Source organism: Pseudomonas sp. M5A4_2d, from assembly GCF_053345295.1.
In genome coordinates, this window is record NZ_JBKEZW010000003.1 from 500,409 (window position 1) to 520,649 (window position 20,241).

18 protein-coding genes are annotated in these 20,241 nt (G+C 61.0%); 5 read left to right on the forward strand and 13 right to left on the reverse strand.

Going from position 1 to position 20,241, the window contains the following annotated elements; genetic code table 11:
- Nucleotides 1–133: 133 nt before the first annotated feature.
- The 4 genes from ACLBW8_RS12760 to ACLBW8_RS12775 are packed head-to-tail and all read left to right on the forward strand — an operon-like array spanning nt 134 to nt 3,361.
- Complete coding sequence (locus ACLBW8_RS12760; protein ID WP_064450174.1) at nt 134–943, forward strand: MetQ/NlpA family ABC transporter substrate-binding protein; 810 nt, start codon at nt 134–136, stop codon at nt 941–943.
- Between the two features lie 2 nt (nt 944–945).
- Complete coding sequence (locus ACLBW8_RS12765; RefSeq protein WP_221293644.1) at nt 946–2,061, forward strand: methionine ABC transporter ATP-binding protein; 1,116 nt, start codon at nt 946–948, stop codon at nt 2,059–2,061.
- Nucleotides 2,051–2,695 carry a methionine ABC transporter permease gene (locus ACLBW8_RS12770; protein ID WP_447805496.1) on the forward strand — a complete coding sequence of 215 codons (645 nt, stop codon included), beginning with the start codon at nt 2,051–2,053 and terminating at the stop codon, nt 2,693–2,695. The genes ACLBW8_RS12765 and ACLBW8_RS12770 overlap by 11 nt, the downstream gene beginning before the upstream one ends.
- A 39-nt stretch (nt 2,696–2,734) precedes the next feature.
- Nucleotides 2,735–3,361, forward strand: a complete 627-nt coding sequence (locus ACLBW8_RS12775) for a class I SAM-dependent methyltransferase (protein WP_447805497.1) — start codon at nt 2,735–2,737, stop codon at nt 3,359–3,361.
- Between the two features lie 109 nt (nt 3,362–3,470).
- On the opposite strand, the gene ACLBW8_RS12780 is transcribed toward ACLBW8_RS12775, so the two are convergent.
- The 4 genes from ACLBW8_RS12780 to ACLBW8_RS12795 form a co-directional block, all read right to left on the reverse strand.
- Nucleotides 3,471–5,666, reverse strand: coding sequence for a glycoside hydrolase (locus ACLBW8_RS12780; protein WP_447805498.1), 2,196 nt, complete (start codon nt 5,664–5,666; stop codon nt 3,471–3,473).
- A 115-nt stretch (nt 5,667–5,781) separates the two neighbouring features.
- On the reverse strand, nt 5,782–8,835 hold the full coding sequence (locus tag ACLBW8_RS12785) for an efflux RND transporter permease subunit (RefSeq protein ID WP_407015961.1): 3,054 nt from the start codon (nt 8,833–8,835) through the stop codon (nt 5,782–5,784).
- A complete protein-coding gene (locus ACLBW8_RS12790; RefSeq protein ID WP_064450168.1) occupies nt 8,832–9,902 on the reverse strand; it encodes an efflux RND transporter periplasmic adaptor subunit in 1,071 nt (356 codons plus the stop codon). The genes ACLBW8_RS12785 and ACLBW8_RS12790 overlap by 4 nt, the downstream gene beginning before the upstream one ends.
- On the reverse strand, nt 9,899–10,981 hold the full coding sequence (locus tag ACLBW8_RS12795; protein ID WP_447805499.1) for an efflux RND transporter periplasmic adaptor subunit: 1,083 nt from the start codon (nt 10,979–10,981) through the stop codon (nt 9,899–9,901). Before ACLBW8_RS12795 ends, ACLBW8_RS12790 begins: the two co-directional genes overlap by 4 nt.
- Before the next feature lie 120 nt (nt 10,982–11,101).
- Between ACLBW8_RS12795 and ACLBW8_RS12800 the strand changes: the two genes are divergently transcribed.
- Nucleotides 11,102–12,262, forward strand: a complete 1,161-nt coding sequence (locus tag ACLBW8_RS12800) for an AAA family ATPase (RefSeq protein WP_064454835.1) — start codon at nt 11,102–11,104, stop codon at nt 12,260–12,262.
- 698 nt (nt 12,263–12,960) lie between these two features.
- Here the strand turns inward: ACLBW8_RS12800 and ACLBW8_RS12805 are convergent.
- From ACLBW8_RS12805 to ACLBW8_RS12845, 9 genes are all read right to left on the reverse strand, one after another.
- A complete protein-coding gene (locus tag ACLBW8_RS12805) occupies nt 12,961–13,818 on the reverse strand; it encodes a transporter substrate-binding domain-containing protein (protein ID WP_064450166.1) in 858 nt (285 codons plus the stop codon).
- A complete protein-coding gene (locus ACLBW8_RS12810; protein WP_064450165.1) occupies nt 13,815–14,591 on the reverse strand; it encodes an amino acid ABC transporter ATP-binding protein in 777 nt (258 codons plus the stop codon). Before ACLBW8_RS12810 ends, ACLBW8_RS12805 begins: the two co-directional genes overlap by 4 nt.
- Nucleotides 14,588–15,247 carry an amino acid ABC transporter permease gene (locus tag ACLBW8_RS12815; RefSeq protein ID WP_064450164.1) on the reverse strand — a complete coding sequence of 220 codons (660 nt, stop codon included), beginning with the start codon at nt 15,245–15,247 and terminating at the stop codon, nt 14,588–14,590. Before ACLBW8_RS12815 ends, ACLBW8_RS12810 begins: the two co-directional genes overlap by 4 nt.
- Nucleotides 15,228–15,893 (reverse strand): amino acid ABC transporter permease, encoded by a 666-nt coding sequence (locus ACLBW8_RS12820; RefSeq protein ID WP_064450163.1) that lies wholly within the window; start codon nt 15,891–15,893, stop codon nt 15,228–15,230. The genes ACLBW8_RS12815 and ACLBW8_RS12820 overlap by 20 nt, the downstream gene beginning before the upstream one ends.
- Before the next feature lie 501 nt (nt 15,894–16,394).
- Nucleotides 16,395–17,177, reverse strand: a complete 783-nt coding sequence (locus ACLBW8_RS12825; RefSeq protein WP_064450162.1) for a MetQ/NlpA family ABC transporter substrate-binding protein — start codon at nt 17,175–17,177, stop codon at nt 16,395–16,397.
- Nucleotides 17,178–17,303: 126 nt separating this feature from the next.
- Entirely contained in the window at nt 17,304–18,227 is a 924-nt protein-coding gene (locus tag ACLBW8_RS12830; protein WP_407015964.1) for a sigma 54-interacting transcriptional regulator, read from the reverse strand.
- Nucleotides 18,228–18,276: 49 nt separating this feature from the next.
- Entirely contained in the window at nt 18,277–18,858 is a 582-nt protein-coding gene (locus ACLBW8_RS12835; protein ID WP_447805500.1) for an alpha/beta hydrolase, read from the reverse strand.
- Nucleotides 18,859–19,112: 254 nt separating this feature from the next.
- Complete coding sequence (locus ACLBW8_RS12840; protein WP_060755558.1) at nt 19,113–19,514, reverse strand: ExbD/TolR family protein; 402 nt, start codon at nt 19,512–19,514, stop codon at nt 19,113–19,115.
- A gap of 1 nt (nt 19,515) precedes the next feature.
- A complete protein-coding gene (locus ACLBW8_RS12845) occupies nt 19,516–20,238 on the reverse strand; it encodes a MotA/TolQ/ExbB proton channel family protein (protein WP_447805528.1) in 723 nt (240 codons plus the stop codon).
- Nucleotides 20,239–20,241: the final 3 nt, after the last annotated feature.

The window sequence follows — 20,241 nt, forward strand, 5'->3', positions numbered from 1 at the left end:
GGAGCGGGCTTGCTCGCGAATGCGGTGAATCAGTCACCCGATTCGTTTGCTGACACACCGCTTTCGCGAGCAAGCCCGCTCCCACATTAGAACCTCATTGTTTGACCGAATATCTTATGACTGGAAACCGATCATGAAAAAGACATTGCTCACTCACCCAGTCAAAGCACTGGCCCTGGCCCTCGGTTTATTCAGCTCGGCGGTGTTTGCTGCCGATGCGCCGCTGAAAGTCGGCACCACCGCCGCGTTCGCGATCCCGCTGGAAGCCGCCGTGGCAGAAGCCGGCAAGCAAGGCCTGAAAGTCGAGCTGGTGGAATTCACCGACTGGATCGCTCCCAACGTCAGCCTGGCCGCCGGCGATATCGACGTGAACTACTTCCAACACATTCCGTTCCTGGAAAACGCCAAGGCCGCCGCCGGCTTCAAGCTGGAGCCGTATGCGCCAGGCATCATCAACAACGTCGGGCTGTACTCGAAGAAGTACAAAAGCTTTAACGACCTGCCCCAAGGGGCCAGCGTGGCGATTGCCAACGACCCGATCAACAGTGGTCGCGGCCTGCAACTGCTGGCCAAGGCCGGCTTGATCACGCTGAAGCCGGGTGTGGGCTATAAGGCCACCGAAGAAGACATCATCGCCAACCCGAAGAAGATCAAAATCCTGCAGGTAGAAGCTGTGCAACTGGTGCGCGCCTATGACGACGCCGATCTGGTGCAGGGTTATCCGGCGTATATCCGCTTGTCCAAGACCTTCGATGCCGAGTCGGCGCTGCTGTTCGACGGCCTCGACCACCCGGAATACGTGATCCAGTTTGTCGTCCAGCCCAAGAGCAAAACCGATCCGCGTGTGATCAAGTTCGTCGACATCTACCAGCACTCGCCGGTGGTGCGCGCAGCCCTGGATAAATCCCTCGGCAAGCTCTACCAAGTCGGCTGGGAAGGCTGAATATGAGCGCCGCCAACACGCAACTGCGCGACCTGGGTTTACCGCCCAGGGACGCCGAGCAGACAGAACTGCACCCCGACTTGAACCGCGCCCATGTGCGTTTTATCAACCTGGGCAAAACCTATGACGGCACCGTGCATGCCTTGCAAGGCATCGATCTGGCGATCCAGCGCGGTGAAGTGTTCGGCATCATCGGCCGCAGCGGCGCCGGCAAGTCCTCGCTGATCCGCACCATCAATCGCCTGGAGCAACCCAGCAGCGGCCGGGTGCTGATTGATCAGGTGGACATCGGCGAGTACGACGAAGACCGTCTGGTGGCGTTGCGTCGGCGTATCGGCATGATCTTCCAGCACTTCAACCTGATGTCGGCCAAGACCGTGTGGCAGAACGTCGAGTTGCCGCTGAAAGTGGCCGGTGTGCCCAAGCTGCAACGCGAGCAAAAGGTCCGTGAGCTGCTGGAACTGGTGGGCCTCAAGGACAAGCACAAGGCCTACCCGGCGCAGCTCTCCGGCGGGCAGAAACAGCGCGTGGGCATCGCCCGCTCGCTGGTGCACGACCCGCAGATTCTGCTGTGCGACGAAGCCACCTCGGCGCTCGACCCGGAAACCACGCAATCGATCCTCGGCCTGCTGCGTGAAATCAACCGGCGCCTGGGGCTGACCATTGTGTTGATCACCCATGAAATGGCGGTGATTCGCGAAATCTGCGACCGCGTGGTGGTGCTGGAACACGGCCGCATCGTGGAGCAAGGCCCGGTGTGGCAAGTGTTCGGCAACCCGCAGCACGAGGTCAGCAAAACCCTGCTGGCACCGTTGCAACACGGGCTGCCGGATGAGCTGCAAAGCCGCTTGCAGCTCACCCGGACATCCGCCGACGCGGCACTGGTGCTGCGCTTGCAGTTCACCGGCAGCGCCAGCGACGAACCCGACCTGGCCGCGTTGTTCAACGCCCTCGGCGGGCGCGTGCGCTTGCTGCAAGGCGGTGTCGAACGAATTCAGGGCCATGCCCTGGGGCAGTTGCTGCTGGCGGTGAATGGCTCGCCCCACAACGCCGAAGAACTGCGCAATCGCGCCGGGCGTTGGGCGCAACAGGTGGAGGTGCTGGGCTATGTGGTTTGATCGTTTATTGCAGGGCGCCATCGATACCTTGTTGATGGTCGGCGTGTCGTCACTGATTGCGTTGCTGGTGGGCATTCCGCTGGCGGTGTTTCTGGTCACCAGCGATAAGGGCGGGCTCTACCAGGCACCCGCGCTGAACCGCGTGCTGGGGGCGTTCGTCAATCTGTTCCGCTCCATTCCGTTTTTGATCCTGATGGTGGCGCTGATCCCGTTTACCCGGCTGATCGTCGGCACCACCTATGGTGTATGGGCGGCCGTGGTGCCGCTGACCATCGCCGCCACGCCATTCTTTGCACGAATCGCCGAGGTCAGTTTGCGTGAAGTCGACCACGGTTTGATCGAAGCCGCACAAGCCATGGGCTGCCGACGCTGGCACATCATCTGGCACGTGCTGTTGCCGGAAGCGCTGCCGGGAATCGTCGGCGGATTTACGATTACGCTGGTGACGATGATCAACTCCTCGGCCATGGCTGGCGCAATCGGCGCAGGCGGCCTGGGTGATATTGCCTACCGCTATGGCTACCAGCGGTTTGATACGCAGATCATGCTGACGGTGATCGTGCTGCTGGTGATTCTGGTGGCCGTGATTCAGCTGGGTGGCGATCGCCTGGCGCGGGTGCTCAACAAGCGGTGAGGTATAGTCGGGCTATCTCAGTACCCGGTATACCCCGTCATGACCCTTAAGCCCGACGACCTCGACCAGATCACATCCACCACGCTCGGCCACTACAACCAGGTGGCCGAAGACTTCCGTGAAGGCACCCGCGATCACGATGTGAGCCAGAACATCGACGCCTTGCTGCGGCATATCCTGGGCACGCCACCGTTTACCCTGCTGGATTTCGGCTGCGGGCCGGGGCGGGATCTGCAGACGTTTACACGCATGGGGCACATTGCAGTGGGGCTTGATGGCTCCGAACGTTTTGCGCAGATGGCCCGCGAAGACAGTGGTTGTGAGGTGTTGCAACAGGATTTCCTGAAGCTGGATTTGCCTGCCGGGCGATTTGATGGGGTGTTTGCCAATGCGGTGTTGTTTCATATTCCCAAGCAGGAATTACCGCGCATTCTCAAACAGCTGCATGGCGCCTTGAAACAGGGCGGCGTGCTGTTCAGCTCCAACCCTCGCGGTGAAAACCAGGAAGGCTGGAATGGGCCTCGGTACGGGTCTTACCATGACCTGGAGGCATGGCAAGGTTTGCTGACGGCGGCCAGGTTTGTGGAGCTGGAGCATTACTACCGGCCAGGCGGGTTGCCCCGGGAGCAGCAGCCTTGGCTGGCGAGCGTGTGGCGCAAATTATAGATTTTTGTTGCCTGGGCTGACGCCTTCGCGAGCAAGCCCGCTCCCACATTTTGAAATGCATTCCCCTGTGGGAGCTGGCTTGCCTGCAATAGCGGTTTGACCTGCAGCGCTACTGCACCTGATACACCACCGGTTTTTCCCCCACCACCATTGCCGTCACACTGCGTGCGGGGTAGCCCTGGTTCTCCTCGGCAGCAAAATTCACCACTAACCGCGTGCCATCGGCAAACGTGGTCTGCTGCACCTGCTTGTCCGCCGTCAGCCAGCGGAAATCGGTCATCGCCTGAGTCGCCAGGCGCTGATGCAATGGCCGGAAAAACCGGTCCTGACGCTGGATCACCGGCAGCCGCTCCTTAAGCGTCGCCGCGCTCAGGTGATACAGCGGCGGCACGTTGTACAGCAGTTGAGTCAGCTCGTTTGCAGCCCGCACATTGCTCAGCTTCAGGCTATCGAACAGCCAGTGGTGGGTGGTGATGACCGAACCGTGGAACACCGCCTGATACAACGGCAAACGCATCGTCGGCTCGAAGTACACCGTACGAAACGGCTCCTTCAACGGCACGGACTTGAAGAACACCGCGGGTTGCTCCGGCGGGTACCAGTTGCCCACGTAATAGGGCGACTGCTTGTCCTGAGTCATCGCGTGGTCACCCCAGCCGATCACGGGTGTCTGCATCCCATGGGCGAACAGGATGCCCTGGGCCGTGATTGCGTTGCCGTCTTCGGAGCCGGCGGGCAGCTTGAGCGCGGTGTTGATCCAGCGAGACGCGTCGATATTGCCCTCGGCGTTTTGCGCCTGGGTCATTGGGGCGCCGTTACGATAGCTATCGAAGACCATGCTGGTGGCATAGGCATCAAGGAACCAGGCGTTGAAACCTGCCTTGGCGTGCACGGCCTTCACTCGGGCTTCCAGCAACGGCCGTACGCAGCGCGGATCGGTGTAGTGGCCCGATTGCTGGAAGCCGGTCTTGAGCTTGCCGTCCTTCAACACGATGGCACAGTCGCGGTAAGCCTTGCTGCCCAGGTGGGCGGTGGTCCAGTCCGGGTTTTCCGTGGTGGATAACGCCGTTTCATAGGAATCGTACGGTGCCATGAGGTAACCGGCGTTGACGCCCGCCTGAATCGCTTCGGGATGCCACAGGCCACCTTCCCAACCGTCGCCCAAGGCCAGCAGCAGGCGTGGGAGCCCAGCGTCTTGCAGCGACTTCAAGGTCTTGGCCGAGAGCGTGCTGCCCCAGGTTTCAGGGCCGTCACGCAGCGCGCCGCTGAACGCCGTCGCCAGCTCACGGCGCAGTGCGCCATAGCCATCAGCGAGCTTGAGCATGTCCGGCTCCTCGGTAGCCTGCCAGGTTTGCCGGGCCTTTTTATTGATTGCCGCGTTGAGGCCACGCAACAGCACCGTCTTTTGATAGCGATCCAACGCAGCGGACTGCGCCAGCACTTGCGTGGTCTCTTTATCCAGCAAGCCCTTAAGTTCGTGGCCGCGCAGCACTTTCACCAGCAGCGGCCAATCACGCACATCATCCGCCCCCAACAGCTCATTACCCCACAGATAGACATGGCTGGCCCCCAGCAGCTTTTGCGCTTCAGGCGTTTGCCGCAGCTTGTCCGTCAACGGTTCATAACGCCCCTGCTCCACCAGCCACTGGCGATAGCGCTTGGCACCGGCCAATGGGTCGGCGTCGCCCAGGTGCAGGCGCAGGGTCATCGGCGCGGTGGGGTCCAGTGCCGTGAATGCATGGGATGCCAGCAGCGCCAGGCCCTTTCCGTCGGCTTGCCACAACAGGCGATTGTTATAGGGGTTGGTCAGCAACCAGCTCAGCGTGAAGCGCCCGTGATCCACGCCCCATAACGGCAGGCTCAGATCCTGCGTGGTGTTGAGTTCACCCTGTTCGAGCAAAAACGCGTTCCAGACGGGGTTACCCGCCGGCACGTAGTGCCCTTCGGCCAAGGGCCACATCAACCCTTGGCCCATGGCCTCGGCGGGTTGGCGCAGCAGGGGCAATTCACCCGGCTCGCGGGCGCTGATGGTCAAGGCAAGGTCACGCTGCTCAAGGCGAGCCGTCAGACGATAGGCGCCGCTGTCCCATTGCCAGGTGGCCTGTTCAGCCTCTGCCTGCATATCGCTGACAACATGCGCCGCCACGCCGCTGGAGGCTTGCACAAGCGCCTCACCCGCCGGCGTAACGCGCAGCGCCAACGTGGCGGGGTCGAGTTCCACGCGCCACAGGGCGTTTTCCAGCACCGTACCCGCGAACGTCAGCGGAGACAGCAACAGGCAACAAACCAACACAAGAGGGCGCATGGCACAGGTCTTCCAAACGGGATCAGGCCCGAAGGGTAAAACACTTGGCGCCGGGCAAATGTAGGGAAAGTGTTTCCAGGAGCCTTCCTACACCCTCGCAGGAAGGCCCCGATGGTCAGGCCTGATGGTCTTTCGGCTCGCGAATTTTGTACCAGGCCACGTAAAGCGCCGGCAGGAACAGCAACGTCAGCAACGTGGCGATAATGATGCCGCCAATCATCGCGTACGCCATCGGCCCCCAGAACACTTCCCGCGCAATCGGGATCATGCCCAGACTCGCCGCCGCCGCAGTCAGCAGGATCGGTCGGCGACGGTGCTCGGTGGCTTCCACCACCGCATCCCACGGCGTGTAGCCGTCGCGCTCGTAGGCGTCGATCTGCGTCACCAGAATCACCGAGTTGCGGATGATGATGCCGATCAGCGCGAGGATGCCGAGGATCGCCACAAACCCCATGGGCGTGCCCGTGGGGATCAGTGCCAGCACCACACCAATCAGGCCGAGCGGCGCGACACTCGCCACCAGGAACATCTTCTGCACGCTGTGCAACTGGATCATCAGGAAGGTGGCCATCAAAAACAGCATCAACGGCACCACTTTGGCAATCGGGCCCTGGGCCTTGCCGCTTTCTTCCACAGTGCCGCCGGTGGCGACCTTGTAACCCACCGGTAAACCGGCGCTGAATTTCTCGATCGTCGGCGCCAGCTGTTTGACCAGGTCGGTCGGCTGCATCTCATCGCGCACCGATGCCTTGATCGTGATCGTCGGCTTGCGGTCGCGGCGCCATACCAACGGTTGTTCAAGCTCATAGCGCACGGTGGCAAAGGCCAGCAGTGGAATCGAGGTGCCGTTGGGCGTGACGATCTGCAGGTTCTGCAAGGTTTCCGGCGTGCCGCGTTCCGCATCTTCGGCGCGGCCGACCACGTTGATCAGGTAGATATCGTCGTGCACCTGGGTGACCGAGGCGCCGCTGACCACGCTGTTCATCAACTGCGCCACGTCTTCCGACGACAGCCCCAGTTGCCGCGCCTTGTCCTGGGCGATGTCCACGCGCAGCACTTTGCCCGGCTCGTTCCAGTCGTAGATGATCTCGCCCAAGTGGGTGTTCTGATCCAGCAACGTTGCCAGCTCGATGGCGTGTTTGCGCACCTGGTCAATGTCTTTACCGGAGACCCGATACTGAATCGGCCGCCCCACGGGTGGGCCCATTTCCAGCGGCTGCACATAACTGGAGATGCCGACAAAGTCATCACGCAGGCGCTTTTGCAGGCGCGCGATCAAGGCGCCGCGCTCCTCCAGGCCTTTGCTGACGATGACCAACTGGGCGTAGTACGGGTTTTCCAATTGCTGGTCGAGGGGCAGGTAGAAACGAATCGCGCCCTGGCCGATATAGGTGCTCCAGCGGGCAATGTCCGGGTCATCCTTGATGATGGCTTCCAGGCGGTCGACCGCTTTGCGCGTTTCGTTGATCGAGGCGTTTTGCGGTAGGTTGAGGTCGACGAGGATTTCCGGGCGGTCCGACGACGGGAAAAACTGGTTCTGCACAAACTGCATGGAGAACACCGACGCCACAAACAGCCCTACGGTGATGCCGATGGCCCACCAGCGGTTGCGCATCGCCCACAGCATGCCGCCATTGAAAGCGCGGCCGATGCGCCCAGGCTCGGCGTTATGCGGTTTCACATTGGCACTGAGGATATGCACCCCAATCACCGGTGCAAACAGCACCGCCACCACCCACGACACCAGCATCGCCACGGCAATCACCGCAAACAGGGTGAAGGTGTACTCGCCCGCCGAACTGGCATTGAGGCCGATCGGCACGAAACCGGCCACGGTGACCAAGGTGCCGGTGAGCATCGGGAAGGCCGTCGAGGTGTAGGCGTACGTCGCCGCCTGCTCCTTGGTTTCGCCTTTCTCCAGGCGCGTGATCATCATCTCCACGGTGATCATCGCATCGTCCACCAGCAGGCCAAGGGCGATGATCAACGCGCCCAGCGACACCCGCTGCATGGTGATGCCGCTGTACTCCATAAACACGAACACCAGCGCCAGCACCAACGGGATCGAGCACGCCACCACCAACCCGGCACGCATACCGAGGCTGATAAAGCTCACCACCAAGACGATGATGACCGCTTCAAACAATGCGCTGGTAAAGCCGCCGACAGCCTCCTCGACCACTTCCGCCTGGTCGGACACTTTGTGCACGCCGACGCCCACCGGCAGGTCGGCGGTCAGCTCATCCATGCGCGTGTGCAGGGCCTTGCCGAACGACTGGATATTGCCGCCCTTCTGCATGGCGATGGCCAAGCCGATCGCCGGCTTGCCGTTAAAGCGGAACATCGGCCGCGCCGGGTCGACATAGCCACGGCTGATGTCGGCAATGTCCGCCAAACGGTAGAAGCGGTCATTGAGCCGCAGGTTGACGTTGGCCAAATCTTTCTCCGAGGCGAATTGCCCGGAAGTGCGCACAGAAATCCGCTCCGGCCCGGCCTCGATGACCCCGGCGGGGGTCACGGCGTTCTGTGATTGCAGGCTTTGCACGACCTGGCGCTGATCAATCCCCAGTGCCGCGAGTTTGCGCGTGGAGAAATTCAGGTAAATCACTTCGTCCTGCTGGCCGATCATCTCGACCTTGCCCAACCCCGGCACCGAACGGATCTCGGCACGCACCTGTTCCACGTAATCGCGCAACTGGCGCATCGACAGGCCGTCGCCGGTAAAGGCATACACCGAACCAAACACGTCACCGAACTCATCGTTGAACGACGGCCCCTGCAAACCCTGCGGGAACGTGCCGCGAATATCGTCGATCTTCTTGCGCACCTGGTACCAGATATCCGGGATGGCCTTGGCGCTGGTGGTGTCCTTGAGGAACACGAATACCGTGGATTCGCCCGGACGTGTGTAGCTTTTCACGTAGTCGAGGGAGTCGAGCTCTTCGAGTTTTTTCTCGATGCGGTCGGTGACCTGCTTGAGGGTTTCTTCCTGGGTCGCGCCGGGCCAGCGGGTCTGGATCACCATGGTCTTGATGGTGAACGACGGGTCTTCCTCACGGCCAAGGTTCATGTACGAGAACACGCCCATCAGCAGCGCGACGAACATCAGGTACCAGACGAAGGACTGATGCTTGAGGGCCCAGTCGGATAAGTTGAAGCTCCCTTTCATCGCGGGCTGTCCTCGTCGATTTTGACTTTTTGCCCGGGTTTCAGGCTGTTCACACCGGCGGTGACGATGCGTTCGCCGGGTTTGACGCCGCCATTGAGCAAGGCGCTGGCGGCGTCGCGGCTGATCACGGTGACGTCACGCGGTTGCACGGTCTGGCGTTGGGTGTCGAGCAGCCAGATGCGGGTTTTGCCGTCGACTTCCTGCAAAGCGCTGACGGGCACTTCGATACGTGGCGCAATGGCAGTGCTCAAGGTCACGCTGATCGCGGTGCCCAGGCGAAACGCAGGCGGCGTCTCGGCCAGGGTCAGGCGTGCGCGCCGGGTGCGCGTGGCGCTTTGGGCCTGGGGCTCGATCTCGCGCACGATGGCGGTGGTGTTGACGCTTGGGTCGAGTTGCCCGGCGACCAGAAACACCACATCGGCGGGCAAGCGCTCGGCAAGGCCGGCGGGCAGGTCGATCACCGCTTCCTTGATATCCGGGCGGGCCAGGGTCACCACTTGCTGACCGGCGCTGACCACTTGGCCGGCCTCGGCATTCCACGCGGTGACAATACCGGCGTGGTCAGTGCGCAGTTCGGCGTAATTGAGCTGGTCTTTGGCCTGGTTGACCGAGGCCTTGGCTTGATCGAGGGTGGCCTGGGTGGTTTTAAGGTCGGTCTGGGCCACGTCCAACTGGGCCTGGGCGCCGACGCCACGGTTGAACAACGCCTGTTGGCGGCGGGCGTTGGCCTGGGCATTGATAAATTGCGCCTGCACACGGGCGAGGTCGCCTTGGGCGGCGCGCAACTGGTTCTGCTGGTCGGTGGGGTCGAGAACGGCGAGCAAGGCGCCCTTCTCCACCTCGGCGCCCACATCCACGGCGCGACGGGCAATACGACCGGGCACGCGGAACCCCAGATTGCTTTCATAACGGGCCTGGATCGTACCGGCGAAGCGGCCAAGGTTTTCCTGGTCTTCGGCTTTCACTTCCATCGATAACACCGGGCGCACGGGCTCGGGCGGCGGTTCTTTCTTGGAGCAGGCGACCAGCAACAGGCTGGCGGCGAGTAGAGCCATCAATCGCTTCATGGCTGGGCTCCTGGCTGGGCGATCTCGACAAGCATGCCGGGGTGCAGCAATTGCCCACCGGCCACCACGACTTTTTCGCCGCCTTTAAGGCCCTCGCCAATGATCACTTTGCCGGTCAGGTAACGCGCCACGCTGACCTTGTGCAACTGCGCCTTGCCGTCGCCATCGATAAGCCACACGGCGGGCTGGTTGAGGTCTTTGGTCAACGCAGACCAGGGCAGCTCGATACTGGCCTTGGCCGGGCCATTCGCGGTGGCGCTCACCACCGAACCCAGCTGCATGCCTTTGGGCAGGTCCTGCAGGGCAATCTTGACTTGCACGGTGCCGGTATTGGCTGCCACCGCGGGCGTGACTTCACGGACTTTACCCACTGCCTTGACGCTTGGGTTATCCAGGAGGCTGACGGTAATCGGCGCGTCGGGCGGCGGCTCCACCAGCAAGGACTCATACACGTTGAACACCGCATCGCGCTCACCGTCACGGGCCAGGCTGAAAATCGGCACGGTGGCCTGCACCACCTGGCCGACCTCGGCCTGGCGCGCGGTAATCACGCCGGGGGCATCGGCGATCAACGCGCTATAGCCGAGTTGCTCGCGAGCGTTGGCCAGTTGGGCTTGCGCCGCCGCCAGCGCGCTTTGGCTGCTGCGCAGCGCGGCCTGGGCGGCGTCGTATTCGCTGCGGCTGGTGTAGCCCTTGGGCAACAGCTTTTCCTGGCGCACGAAGGCGGCGGCGGTTTGCTTGACCCGCGCCTGTTCGGCCACGACCTGGGCCTGGGCGGAATCGACGTGGGTCTGCAAATCCTTGGGATCAAGCTTGGCCAGCACTTGCTTGGCAGTCACGCGGTCGCCCACGTCGACCATGCGCTGGATGATCTTGCCACCCACGCGAAAGGACAAATCGGTTTGTACGCGGGCCTGGATGTCACCGGTCAGCGTGACCGCCGCGGCAAAATCCGCCGACTGGACGGTCTGCACAAATACCCGTGAATGCGCCTTGGGTTCGGTCTTTTCCTGACCACAGCCGCTCAGCAGCGCCAACAGGCCAAGGCTGAGTACAACTCTTGAAGTGCGACCGCCCATGCAGGCTCCTTTTGCGTGACGCGATGTGCCAATTTGTATGCGACTGTGAGCTTAGATCAGGGTTCCTTATCTGCAGGGAGGAACCCATACTCCAAGGGTTCCCATGCAGACTGAATGCACATGCTGAAAACCCTCGCAGTAGCCAATTATCGCTCAATCAATAAGTTGGTGGTGCCCCTGGACCGACTGAATCTGGTCACCGGCCCCAATGGCAGCGGTAAGTCCAACCTGTATCGCGCGCTACGGCTACTGGCGGAAACCGCCCAAGGCGGGGTGATCAATGCGCTGGCCCGTGAAGGCGGGTTGGATTCGACCTTCTGGGCCGGGCCGGAAACCATCAGCCGGCGCATGCGCAATGGCGAGGTGCCAGTAGAGCCCATGGTGCGCCAAGGCGTCAAACGCCTGCGCCTGGGGTTTGCCGGGGAGGACTTCAGCTATGCGATCTCCCTGGGTCTGCCGGAAAAAACCCAGTCGTATTTTTCGCTGGACCCGGAAGTGAAGAAGGAATGCATCTGGGCTGGCCACATCTACCGCCCGGCCAGCCTGCTGGTGCAGCGTTCCGGGCCGATGGTGCGCGCACGCGAGGGGCGTGCCTGGGATGTGTTGGCTCAGCACACGCCGAATTACCACAGCCTGTTCGACCAGGTCGGCAGCCTGCGCGGCTCGCCGGAGGTGTTGCTGCTGCGCGAAAGCATCCGGGGCTGGCGTTTTTATGATCACTTTCGCAGCGATGTGGATGCGCCCGTGCGCCAGCCACAACTGGGCACGCGCACGCCGGTGTTGCATCACGACGGGCGCGACCTGGCCGCCGCGTTGCAGACCATCCGCGAGATTGGCGACCCCGAGGCGTTGCAGCGCGCGGTGAGCGATGCGTTCCCCGGTGCGCGCTTGAATATCCAACCGCTGCAAGGCGGGCGTTTCGCGCTTGAGTTTTATCAGGAAGGTTTGCTGCGGCCGCTGTCGGCCGCGGAGTTGTCGGACGGCACCTTGCGTTATCTGCTGCTGGTCGCGGCGCTGCTGACACCTCGGCCGCCCACGATGATGGTGCTGAACGAGCCGGAAACCAGCCTGCACCCGGATTTGCTGCCGGCGCTGGCGCGCTTGATTATCCAGGCGTCACAGCAGTGCCAGGTGTGGGTGGTGTCCCATGCCAGCCGGCTGATTGCGGCGTTGCAGCAGGATGACGGGTGTAATTCGATTGTGCTGGAGAAGGTGCTGGGCGAGACGCGGATTGTGGGGCAAGGGATTTTGGATGCGCCGGCGTGGCATTGGCCGGAATAAATGGTGACTGTGGCGACCTCATCGCGGGCAAGCCCGCTCCCACATTTGGATCTGCGTCTGTCAGATTGGCCGCGCTCTGCCCGCTACATAAGCCAATACCACAAGACCACCTAGCGCCGCCAAACCCCTGTGGGAGCGGGCTTGCTCGCGATAGCGGTAGACCAGTCGATTTTTCCAGCGACTGGCACACCGCCTTCGCGAGCAAGCCCGCTCCCACCTTTGGATCTGCGTCTATCAGATTGGCCGGGCTCTGCCCGCTACATAAGCCAATACCACAAGACCACCTAGCGCCGCCAAACCCCTGTGGGAGCGGGCTTGCTCGCGATAGCGGTAGACCAGTCGATTTTTCCAGTGACTGACACACCGCCTTCGCGAGCAAGCCCGCTCCCACCTTTGGATCTGCGTCTATCAGATTGGCCGGGCTCTGCCCGCTACATAAGCCAGTACCAAAAGAACAGTTAGCGCCGCCAAACCCCTGTGGGAGCGGGCTTGCTCGCGATAGCGGTAGACCAGTCGATTTTTCCAGCGACTGACACACCGCCTTCGCGAGCAAGCCCGCTCCCACCTTTGGATCTGCGTCTGTCAGATTGGCCGCGCTCTGCCCGCTACATAAGCCAGTACCACAAGACCACCTAGCGCCGCCAAACCCCTGGGGGAGCGGGCTTGCCTGCGATAGCGGTGTAACCGTCCGCGAAGGATCAACCCTGCCACTTCCCGCCTTCAACAATCACACTCTCAGGCTTGGTGTCATCGCTCAGCTCTTTACGCACGTATTGGTCATACAGCTTGAGCAAAAACTTCTCTTCACCCAACTTCGCCAACTCGGTATTCACCCAGTCACGCAGTTCGACATTGCCCTTCTTCACCGCTGGCGCAATCGGCGCTTCATCACCGAGTTTCTGTTCCAGTACGCGGTAGCCCGGGTTCTGCTTGGCCCAGCTGAACAGCACCAGGTTGTCCTGTGCATACGCGTCACCACGACCGGCCGACAACGCTTGCAGTGACTCGGAGTTTTTCTCGAACTTGAGCAGTTTCCAGTCCGGGTGGTTCTTGGTCAGCCAGATATCGGCAGTGGTGCCGGTGGTGACGATGGTGGTGCGGGTGGCCAGGTCATCCAGGCTTTTCACCGAGCTGTCCTGCGGCACCAGCGCCTGTACCGCGACTTTCAGGTTGGGGTTGGTGAAGTCCACCGCTTCCTTGCGCTCCGGGGTCACGGTCATGTTGGCGAGGATCAGGTCGACTTTGTCACTTTGCAGAAACGGTATACGGCTGGCCGGCTCGACGGCGACGAATTCGACTTTGTTTTCATCGCCCAGCAGGTCTTTGGCGAATTGGCGGCCGATGTCGGTATCGAAGCCGACGTAGCGACCGGCTTCGTTCACAAAGCCGAACGGCGGCTTGTCGGTAAACACGCCGACGATCAGCTTGTCGCGCGCCTTGATCTTGTCGATGTAGCTCACAGCGGCGGCGGGTTTCGCGGGCGCTTCGGCCTTCTTATCGCAGCCGGCCAGCAATGCGACGGCGAGCAGTGGCAGTAATAACTTGGCAGTTTTCATATCAGCTCCAGTTCCTTGGTCTTTTTGGGCAGTGTTGAAACAAAGGAGAACTTCTCCAGGAACTGCTGCGCGCGTGCGGTTTGCGGGTTCGTAAAGAATTCCTCGGGGGTGTTTTGTTCGAGGATGCGACCGGCCTCCATAAACACCACGCGGTCGGCGACGGCGCGGGCGAAGGCCATTTCGTGGGTGACGATCAGCAGGGTCATGCCATCGCGGGCCAGGCCCTGGATCACCTCCAGCACCTCCTTGACCATCTCTGGGTCGAGGGCGGCGGTGACTTCGTCAAACAGCATGACCTGGGGGTTCATGCACAACGAGCGGACGATGGCGATGCGTTGTTGCTGGCCACCGGAAAGCTGACGCGGATAGGCATCGCGCTTGTCGGCCAGGCCCACGCGCTCCAGCAGTTTTTCTGCCTGCTCGCGGGCTTCGCGCGGGTCGCGTTTTTGCACTTTCAGCGGGCCGAGCAGGATGTTGTCGAGCACGCTCATGTGCGGGAACAAATGGTAGCTCTGGAACACCATGCCTACGTCCTGGCGCACTTGGCGCCAGTCCGTGTGTTTGTCCAACAGCTCCTTGCCGGCAAAGCGCAGGCTGCCGCTGTGCGCCACTTCAAGGCCGTTAAGGCAGCGCAACAAAGTGCTTTTACCGCAGCCGCTGGGACCGAGGATCACCACCACTTCGCCGCTTTGTACCCTCAAGTCGATGCCTTTGAGCACTTGCTGCTCGCCGAAGAATTTGTTGAAACCCTGGAACTCGATCAATGCGCTCATGCTTGGGCCCAGCGCCGTTCCAGCACCTTGGAGGCGGCCGACAACGGGTAGCAGATAAAGAAGAAAAACAGGAACAGCACGCCGTAGATCAGTACCGACTCATAGGTGCGCTCGATGATTTGCTGACCGACCTTGATCACATCCACCACACCGATCAGCACGGCCAGGGAACTGGTCTTGATGATCCGCGTGTAGACGTTGATGGTCGGCGGCGTCATGCGCTTGAGAGCCTGGGGCAACAGGACATAGCCATACAGCTGCGGGTCGGATAACCCAATCGACAAGCCGGCTTCACGCTGGCCACGCGGCAGCGAATGCAACGCGCCGCGCACCACTTCGCCGACCTCGCTGGCGCCCCATAGCGACAGCACCAGCACCGCGCACCAGAAGCTCGGGATGCTCAGGCCGAAGAAAATCGGCAGGCCGAAAAACAACAGGTACAACCACACCAGCACCGGAATCGCCCGGAACAGTTCCAGGTAAACCCGCAGCACGAGGTTGATCAGCTGGTTATTCAGCGTGCGTAACACGCCGTACAGCACGCCACCGACGGTGCTGAAAACGATGCTCAAAAAAGAAATCGACAGGGTTTGCGCAGCGCCCTTGCCCAGTTGCGGCAACGACACCCACAACAGCTCAAGACCCGAACTGGCCATGCTGGAGCCTCCTTTCCAGGCGGCTGAGCAGCAGCGACAGCGGCAAGAACAACAGCACGCAAATCAGCGTCAGCACGGCGAGCATTTCGTAGGTCTTGTAGTAGAGCGCGATGTAACTCTTGGTGGTGTAGAGAATCTCCGGCACCGCCACGGCAGACACCACGGTGGTCTCCTTGAGCAGGAAGATGAAATTGGCGAACAGCGCCGGCAGGCTGAGAATGCCAGCCTGGGGCAGGATCACATGGCGCAGCAGTTGCCAGTCGGACAGGCCGATGGATTTGCCCGACTCGATCTGCGCCAGCGGCACGGCTTCCACACCGGCGCGCAGCACTTCGGTGAGGTAGGCGCCGCCGAGGAAGGTCATGGTGATAATGGCCGCCCAGAACCCGGAAATATTGAAACCCAGGGCGGGCAAGGCGAAGTACACAAAAAACAGTTGGATGAGCAGCGGCGTGTTACGCGCCAACTCCACATACAGCGCCACCAGGCGTGACAGGTAAGGCGTGCGAAACACCAGCAGCGCGGCGTTGATCAGCGCCACCAGCAAGGAGGTGGCAATGGCGATCAAGCCCACTTGCAGCGTCACCCCCACGGCGTTGAGAAACGCCGGCAAGGTGCTGAGGATAAAAGCGAAATCGAAAGTCATTGTGAGTCCATGACGCTGCAAGGGTAATGCAGCGAGCGCAGTCCGTTCCGGCGTGGGTAACGTCGGGTAGCGCGAACTTTAAAGGTATAAAAAGCAAAATTTAAATACCTAAATAGCATATTGATATCACCCAAAAAGATAACCACCGGATTCGCGGGTTTGGCCGGTGGCGGCTATGGTCTTCGGGTCGAGGGAAGGCTGTTTTTTCGAGGGAATGAGCAATGAACGAAGTGAAACCGATGGATCCGCAGGAGCTGGTGAAGTGGTTGGTGGCGTTGCGCAGGGCGATCAATAGCCGCGTGCTCTGAAACGCTGAAGGTCCAATGTGGGAGCGGGCTTGCTCGCGAATGCGGTGTATCAGACAGAGCATCTGTAACTGACAGACCGCTATCGCAGGCAAGCCAGCTCCCACAGTTCTTGCCCGTATTTCCAGGCCAATAAAAAAACGCCGACGCTGTAGAAGCCGTCGGCGTTCAAACCTTGAAGGGGGTTTTGTTTACATCAGAACGCAGGCACTACCGCGCCGTTGTACTTCTTCTCGATGAAGGCTTTGACTTCCGGGCTGGTCAGCGCCTTGGCCAGTTTCTGGATAGCGTCGCTGTCCTTGTTGTCCGGACGTGCGACCAGGAAGTTCACGTAAGGCGACTTGGCATCTTCGATGATCAGCGCGTCTTTCGCCGGGTTCAGGCCAGCTTCCAGGGCGTAGTTGGTGTTGATCACGTCCAGGTCAACCTGGTCCAGCACGCGTGGCAGCAGGGCCGATTCCAGCTCTTTGAATTTCAGGTGTTTTGGGTTCGAAGCGATGTCTTTAGGCGTGGACAGTGCATTGGTCGGGTCTTTCAGCGTAATCAGACCGTTCTTTTGCAGCAGCAGCAGGGCGCGACCACTGTTGGAGCCTTCGTTCGGGATGGCCACGGTAGCGCCGTCTTTAAGCTCGGAAATATTCTTGATCTTCTTCGAGTAACCGCCGATGGGTTCAACGTGCACGCCAATCACAGTGACCAGGTTGGTGCCCTTGCCCTTGTTGAAGTTTTCCAGGTACGGCAGGGTCTGGAAGTAGTTGGCGTCCAGGCGCTTCTCGGCAACCTGTGTATTGGGTTGTACATAGTCAGTGAAAACCTTGATCTCCAGGTCCACGCCTTCTTTGGCCAGGGTCGGCTTGACCAGCTCAAGGATCTCGGCGTGCGGGATCGGGGTGGCGGCAACGACCAGTTTCTCGTTGGCCTGGGCGAAGCTTGCAGTCAGGGCAGCCGCCAGTGCGGTAAACAACAGAACCTTTTTCATGCAGTGTCCTTATCGAAATTCCGGGGCGTCTCTGACGACCGTTTTTTTGTGGTGTGCCAGCGAAGTGCTATCGCGGCGTGGGATGGACAATACCTAGATTTTTTATTCCCGAACAATATCTTTTATTCACGTTGATATTCCATTTTGTTCATGTAGGAATTTGAGCAAGGTTTGTTGCTCAGCGGGGCTGGCGCTGGCGAAAATTCGTTGCAACTGCTCCAACGGAGAGCCCGCCACCGGCAAATTCAGATGCTCGGGCAAAATTTCATCGCCACTGCTCACCAGCAGCGCGAAGTGAATAACGTTTTCCAGCTCGCGGGTGTTGCCCGGCCAACTGTGGTGTTCCAGCACGCGTTGGGCGGCGTCGCTGATCAGCGGCACCGGCAGGTCAAGGCGCTGGCTGTAGATGCCGAGGAAGTATTCGGCCAAGGACAGAATGTCGCCAACACGCTCGCGCAAAGCCGGCAGGTCGAGTTGGCCCTCGCTCAAGTAGTGGAACAAACGCTCATGAAATTTCCCGGCGGCCACGGCCTGGGCCAGGTCGATGCTGGTAGCTGCGACCAGCCGCACATCCACCGGGCTGGGCTGGTGGGCGCCGACACGGGTGACCTCATGGTTCTCCAGGGCAGCGAGCAATTTCACCTGGATCGGCAGCGGTAAGTCGCCGATCTCGTCCAGATACAAGGTGCCGCCGTTGGCCGAACCAAACCACCCCGCCCGACTGCTGGCCGCGCCGCTGTGGCTGCCGGCGGCATAGCCGAACAGTTCGGCGTCGGCATAGGTAGGGCTGATCGCGCCGCAATTGACCGAAACAAACAGCCCGGCGCGGTCGCTGCCCCGGTGGATATGCCGCGCCAACAGCTCTTTACCGCTACCGGTCTCGCCACGAATCAGTACGGGCAAGGCACGCGGCGCGAGGCTTTCCAACTCTTCGCGCAGTTGCCGCGAACGGGGGTCGACGAACACCAATGCCTTGGCGCGAATGCTCAGCGGGCTCTTTTCGGCGTCGGGGAAGGTCAGCAGTGGCTGGCCGAAGGTTTCATGACTCATGGCAGGCTCCCGCCCCAAATCCACTCAGGGACGGGGCGTTGAAAAAAGATCAGGCAGTGCGCCGGGCGTGATGCTCGAGGCGGCTCTGGAGGCGATACAAATAGGCGAAACCCTGCTCCCAACGCTGGTGGCCGGACTTCACATTGATATGCCCGGCACCGGACAGAATGCCGGCTTCGGCGCCCCAGTGACGTGCCAGCTCCAGAGCCCTGGGGGCGCTGACGGCACTGTCGTTGTCGGAACTGACCACCTGGCTGGGAAACGGCAACAGGTCGGTCGGGATCGGCGCGAAGTTGCGCAAGGCCGGTGAACAGGCCGGACGTTCGACATCCGCCGGGGCCACCAACAAGGCGCCACGCACCTGACGCAAAAAATGCACCGGCGCAGTGGCCGCCCAATGGGCGACGGTGATGCAGCCCAGGCTATGGGCGATCAGGATTACGGGGGTGCTGTCGGCGGCAATGGCCTCGGCCAGCGCGGCCACCCAGTCTTCGCGACGCGGCGTCAGCCAATCGGCCTGCTCCACACGCGCACTGTTGGGCAGGCTGTTTTGCCAATGACTTTGCCAATGATCTTCTGGCGATCCTTGCCAGCCCGGCACGATCAGATAACGAATCAACTCGCTGTGCATGGGTGTGCCCTCCTGCAGCGTTTAACGTTGCTGACCAGTATAGGGACGCGGTTTATATTCGTTAAGGAATAAGAAGCTATTTATTAATAACCAAAATATCAAATTCAAAAAGGATCGAAATGTGGGAGCTGGCTTGCCAGCTCCCACATTGATCGGGTTACTCAGTGAGACTTTCGGTGTTGGGTAAATTCCAGGCAAAAAAAAGGCCGCACCCTGCCAAGGAGACGGCCCAAAAATTGTCGAGACTTTTGAAACTAACGGGCGGTAATCACCGACAGCTTGGTAATCCCCGCGCGTTCGATAGACGCCATGGCTCGCGCCACTTCGCCATAGTTCACGCCATCGTCCGCCTGCAGTTGCACCCGCACATCGGGGTCCTTGGCCTTGGCCGCCTGCAGGTTGAATTCCAGCAGGTCCGGCTGGATTTCGTCCTTGTTGATAAACAGTTTGCCGGCGCCGTCGATGCTCACCACCAGCGGGTCTTTCTGCTCCACCGGGGCCACGGCCTGGGTCTTGGGCAGGTTGATCGGAATCGCATTGGTCAGCAGCGGCGCAGTGACGATAAACACCACCAGCAGCACCAGCATCACGTCCACCAGCGGCGTTACGTTGATTTCGCTCAGCACCTCATCACTGTCTTGCGTGGAGAAGGCCATCTCAGGACGCCTCCTTCACTTTTTGCGGGTTACCGGCCGCGCTTTTGGTCAGCGCAGGGTGCAACAGCACGCGGAAGGAGTTCTTCTGCGCCAGGCTGTAAAAGTCGTGGGCAAAGTCATCCAGGTCGGCCGCCGTCAGCTTCAGGCGGCGCAGGAAGTAGTTGTAGACCAACACTGCCGGCACGGCGACGGCGATACCGACGCCGGTGGCAACCAGCGCCGCACCAATCGGGCCGGCCACGGTTTCCAGGCTGGCGGAACCGGCGGCGCTGATCCCCTTCAGCGCTTCCATGATCCCCCACACAGTGCCGAACAGACCGATAAACGGCGAGGTGCTGCCGATACTCGCGACCACGGCCAGGCCGGTTTCCAGGGAGCGACGCTCCCGTACGATTTGCTGGCGCAGAGCACGCTCGAGACGGTCCTGGTGGTTGATGGCCTGGCTCAAGTCCGCAGCGTGTGGCGCGTCACCGACCTGGATCGCGGCATAACCGGCCTGGGCCACACGGGCCGCGGCGCCGGGTTGGATTTCGGCCAGTTCGGCGGCAGAGTCGAGACTCGACGCCGCCCAGAACTGATTATGGAATTTGCGATCCTGCGCCTTGAGGCGACCGAACTGCACGCCCTTGAGCAGGGCAAAGCCCCAGGTGGCGACCGAAAAGGCCACCAGCAGCCAGATCACCGCGCTTTCGATGGATTCAACGGGAGATGCCAATGCCATGATGTT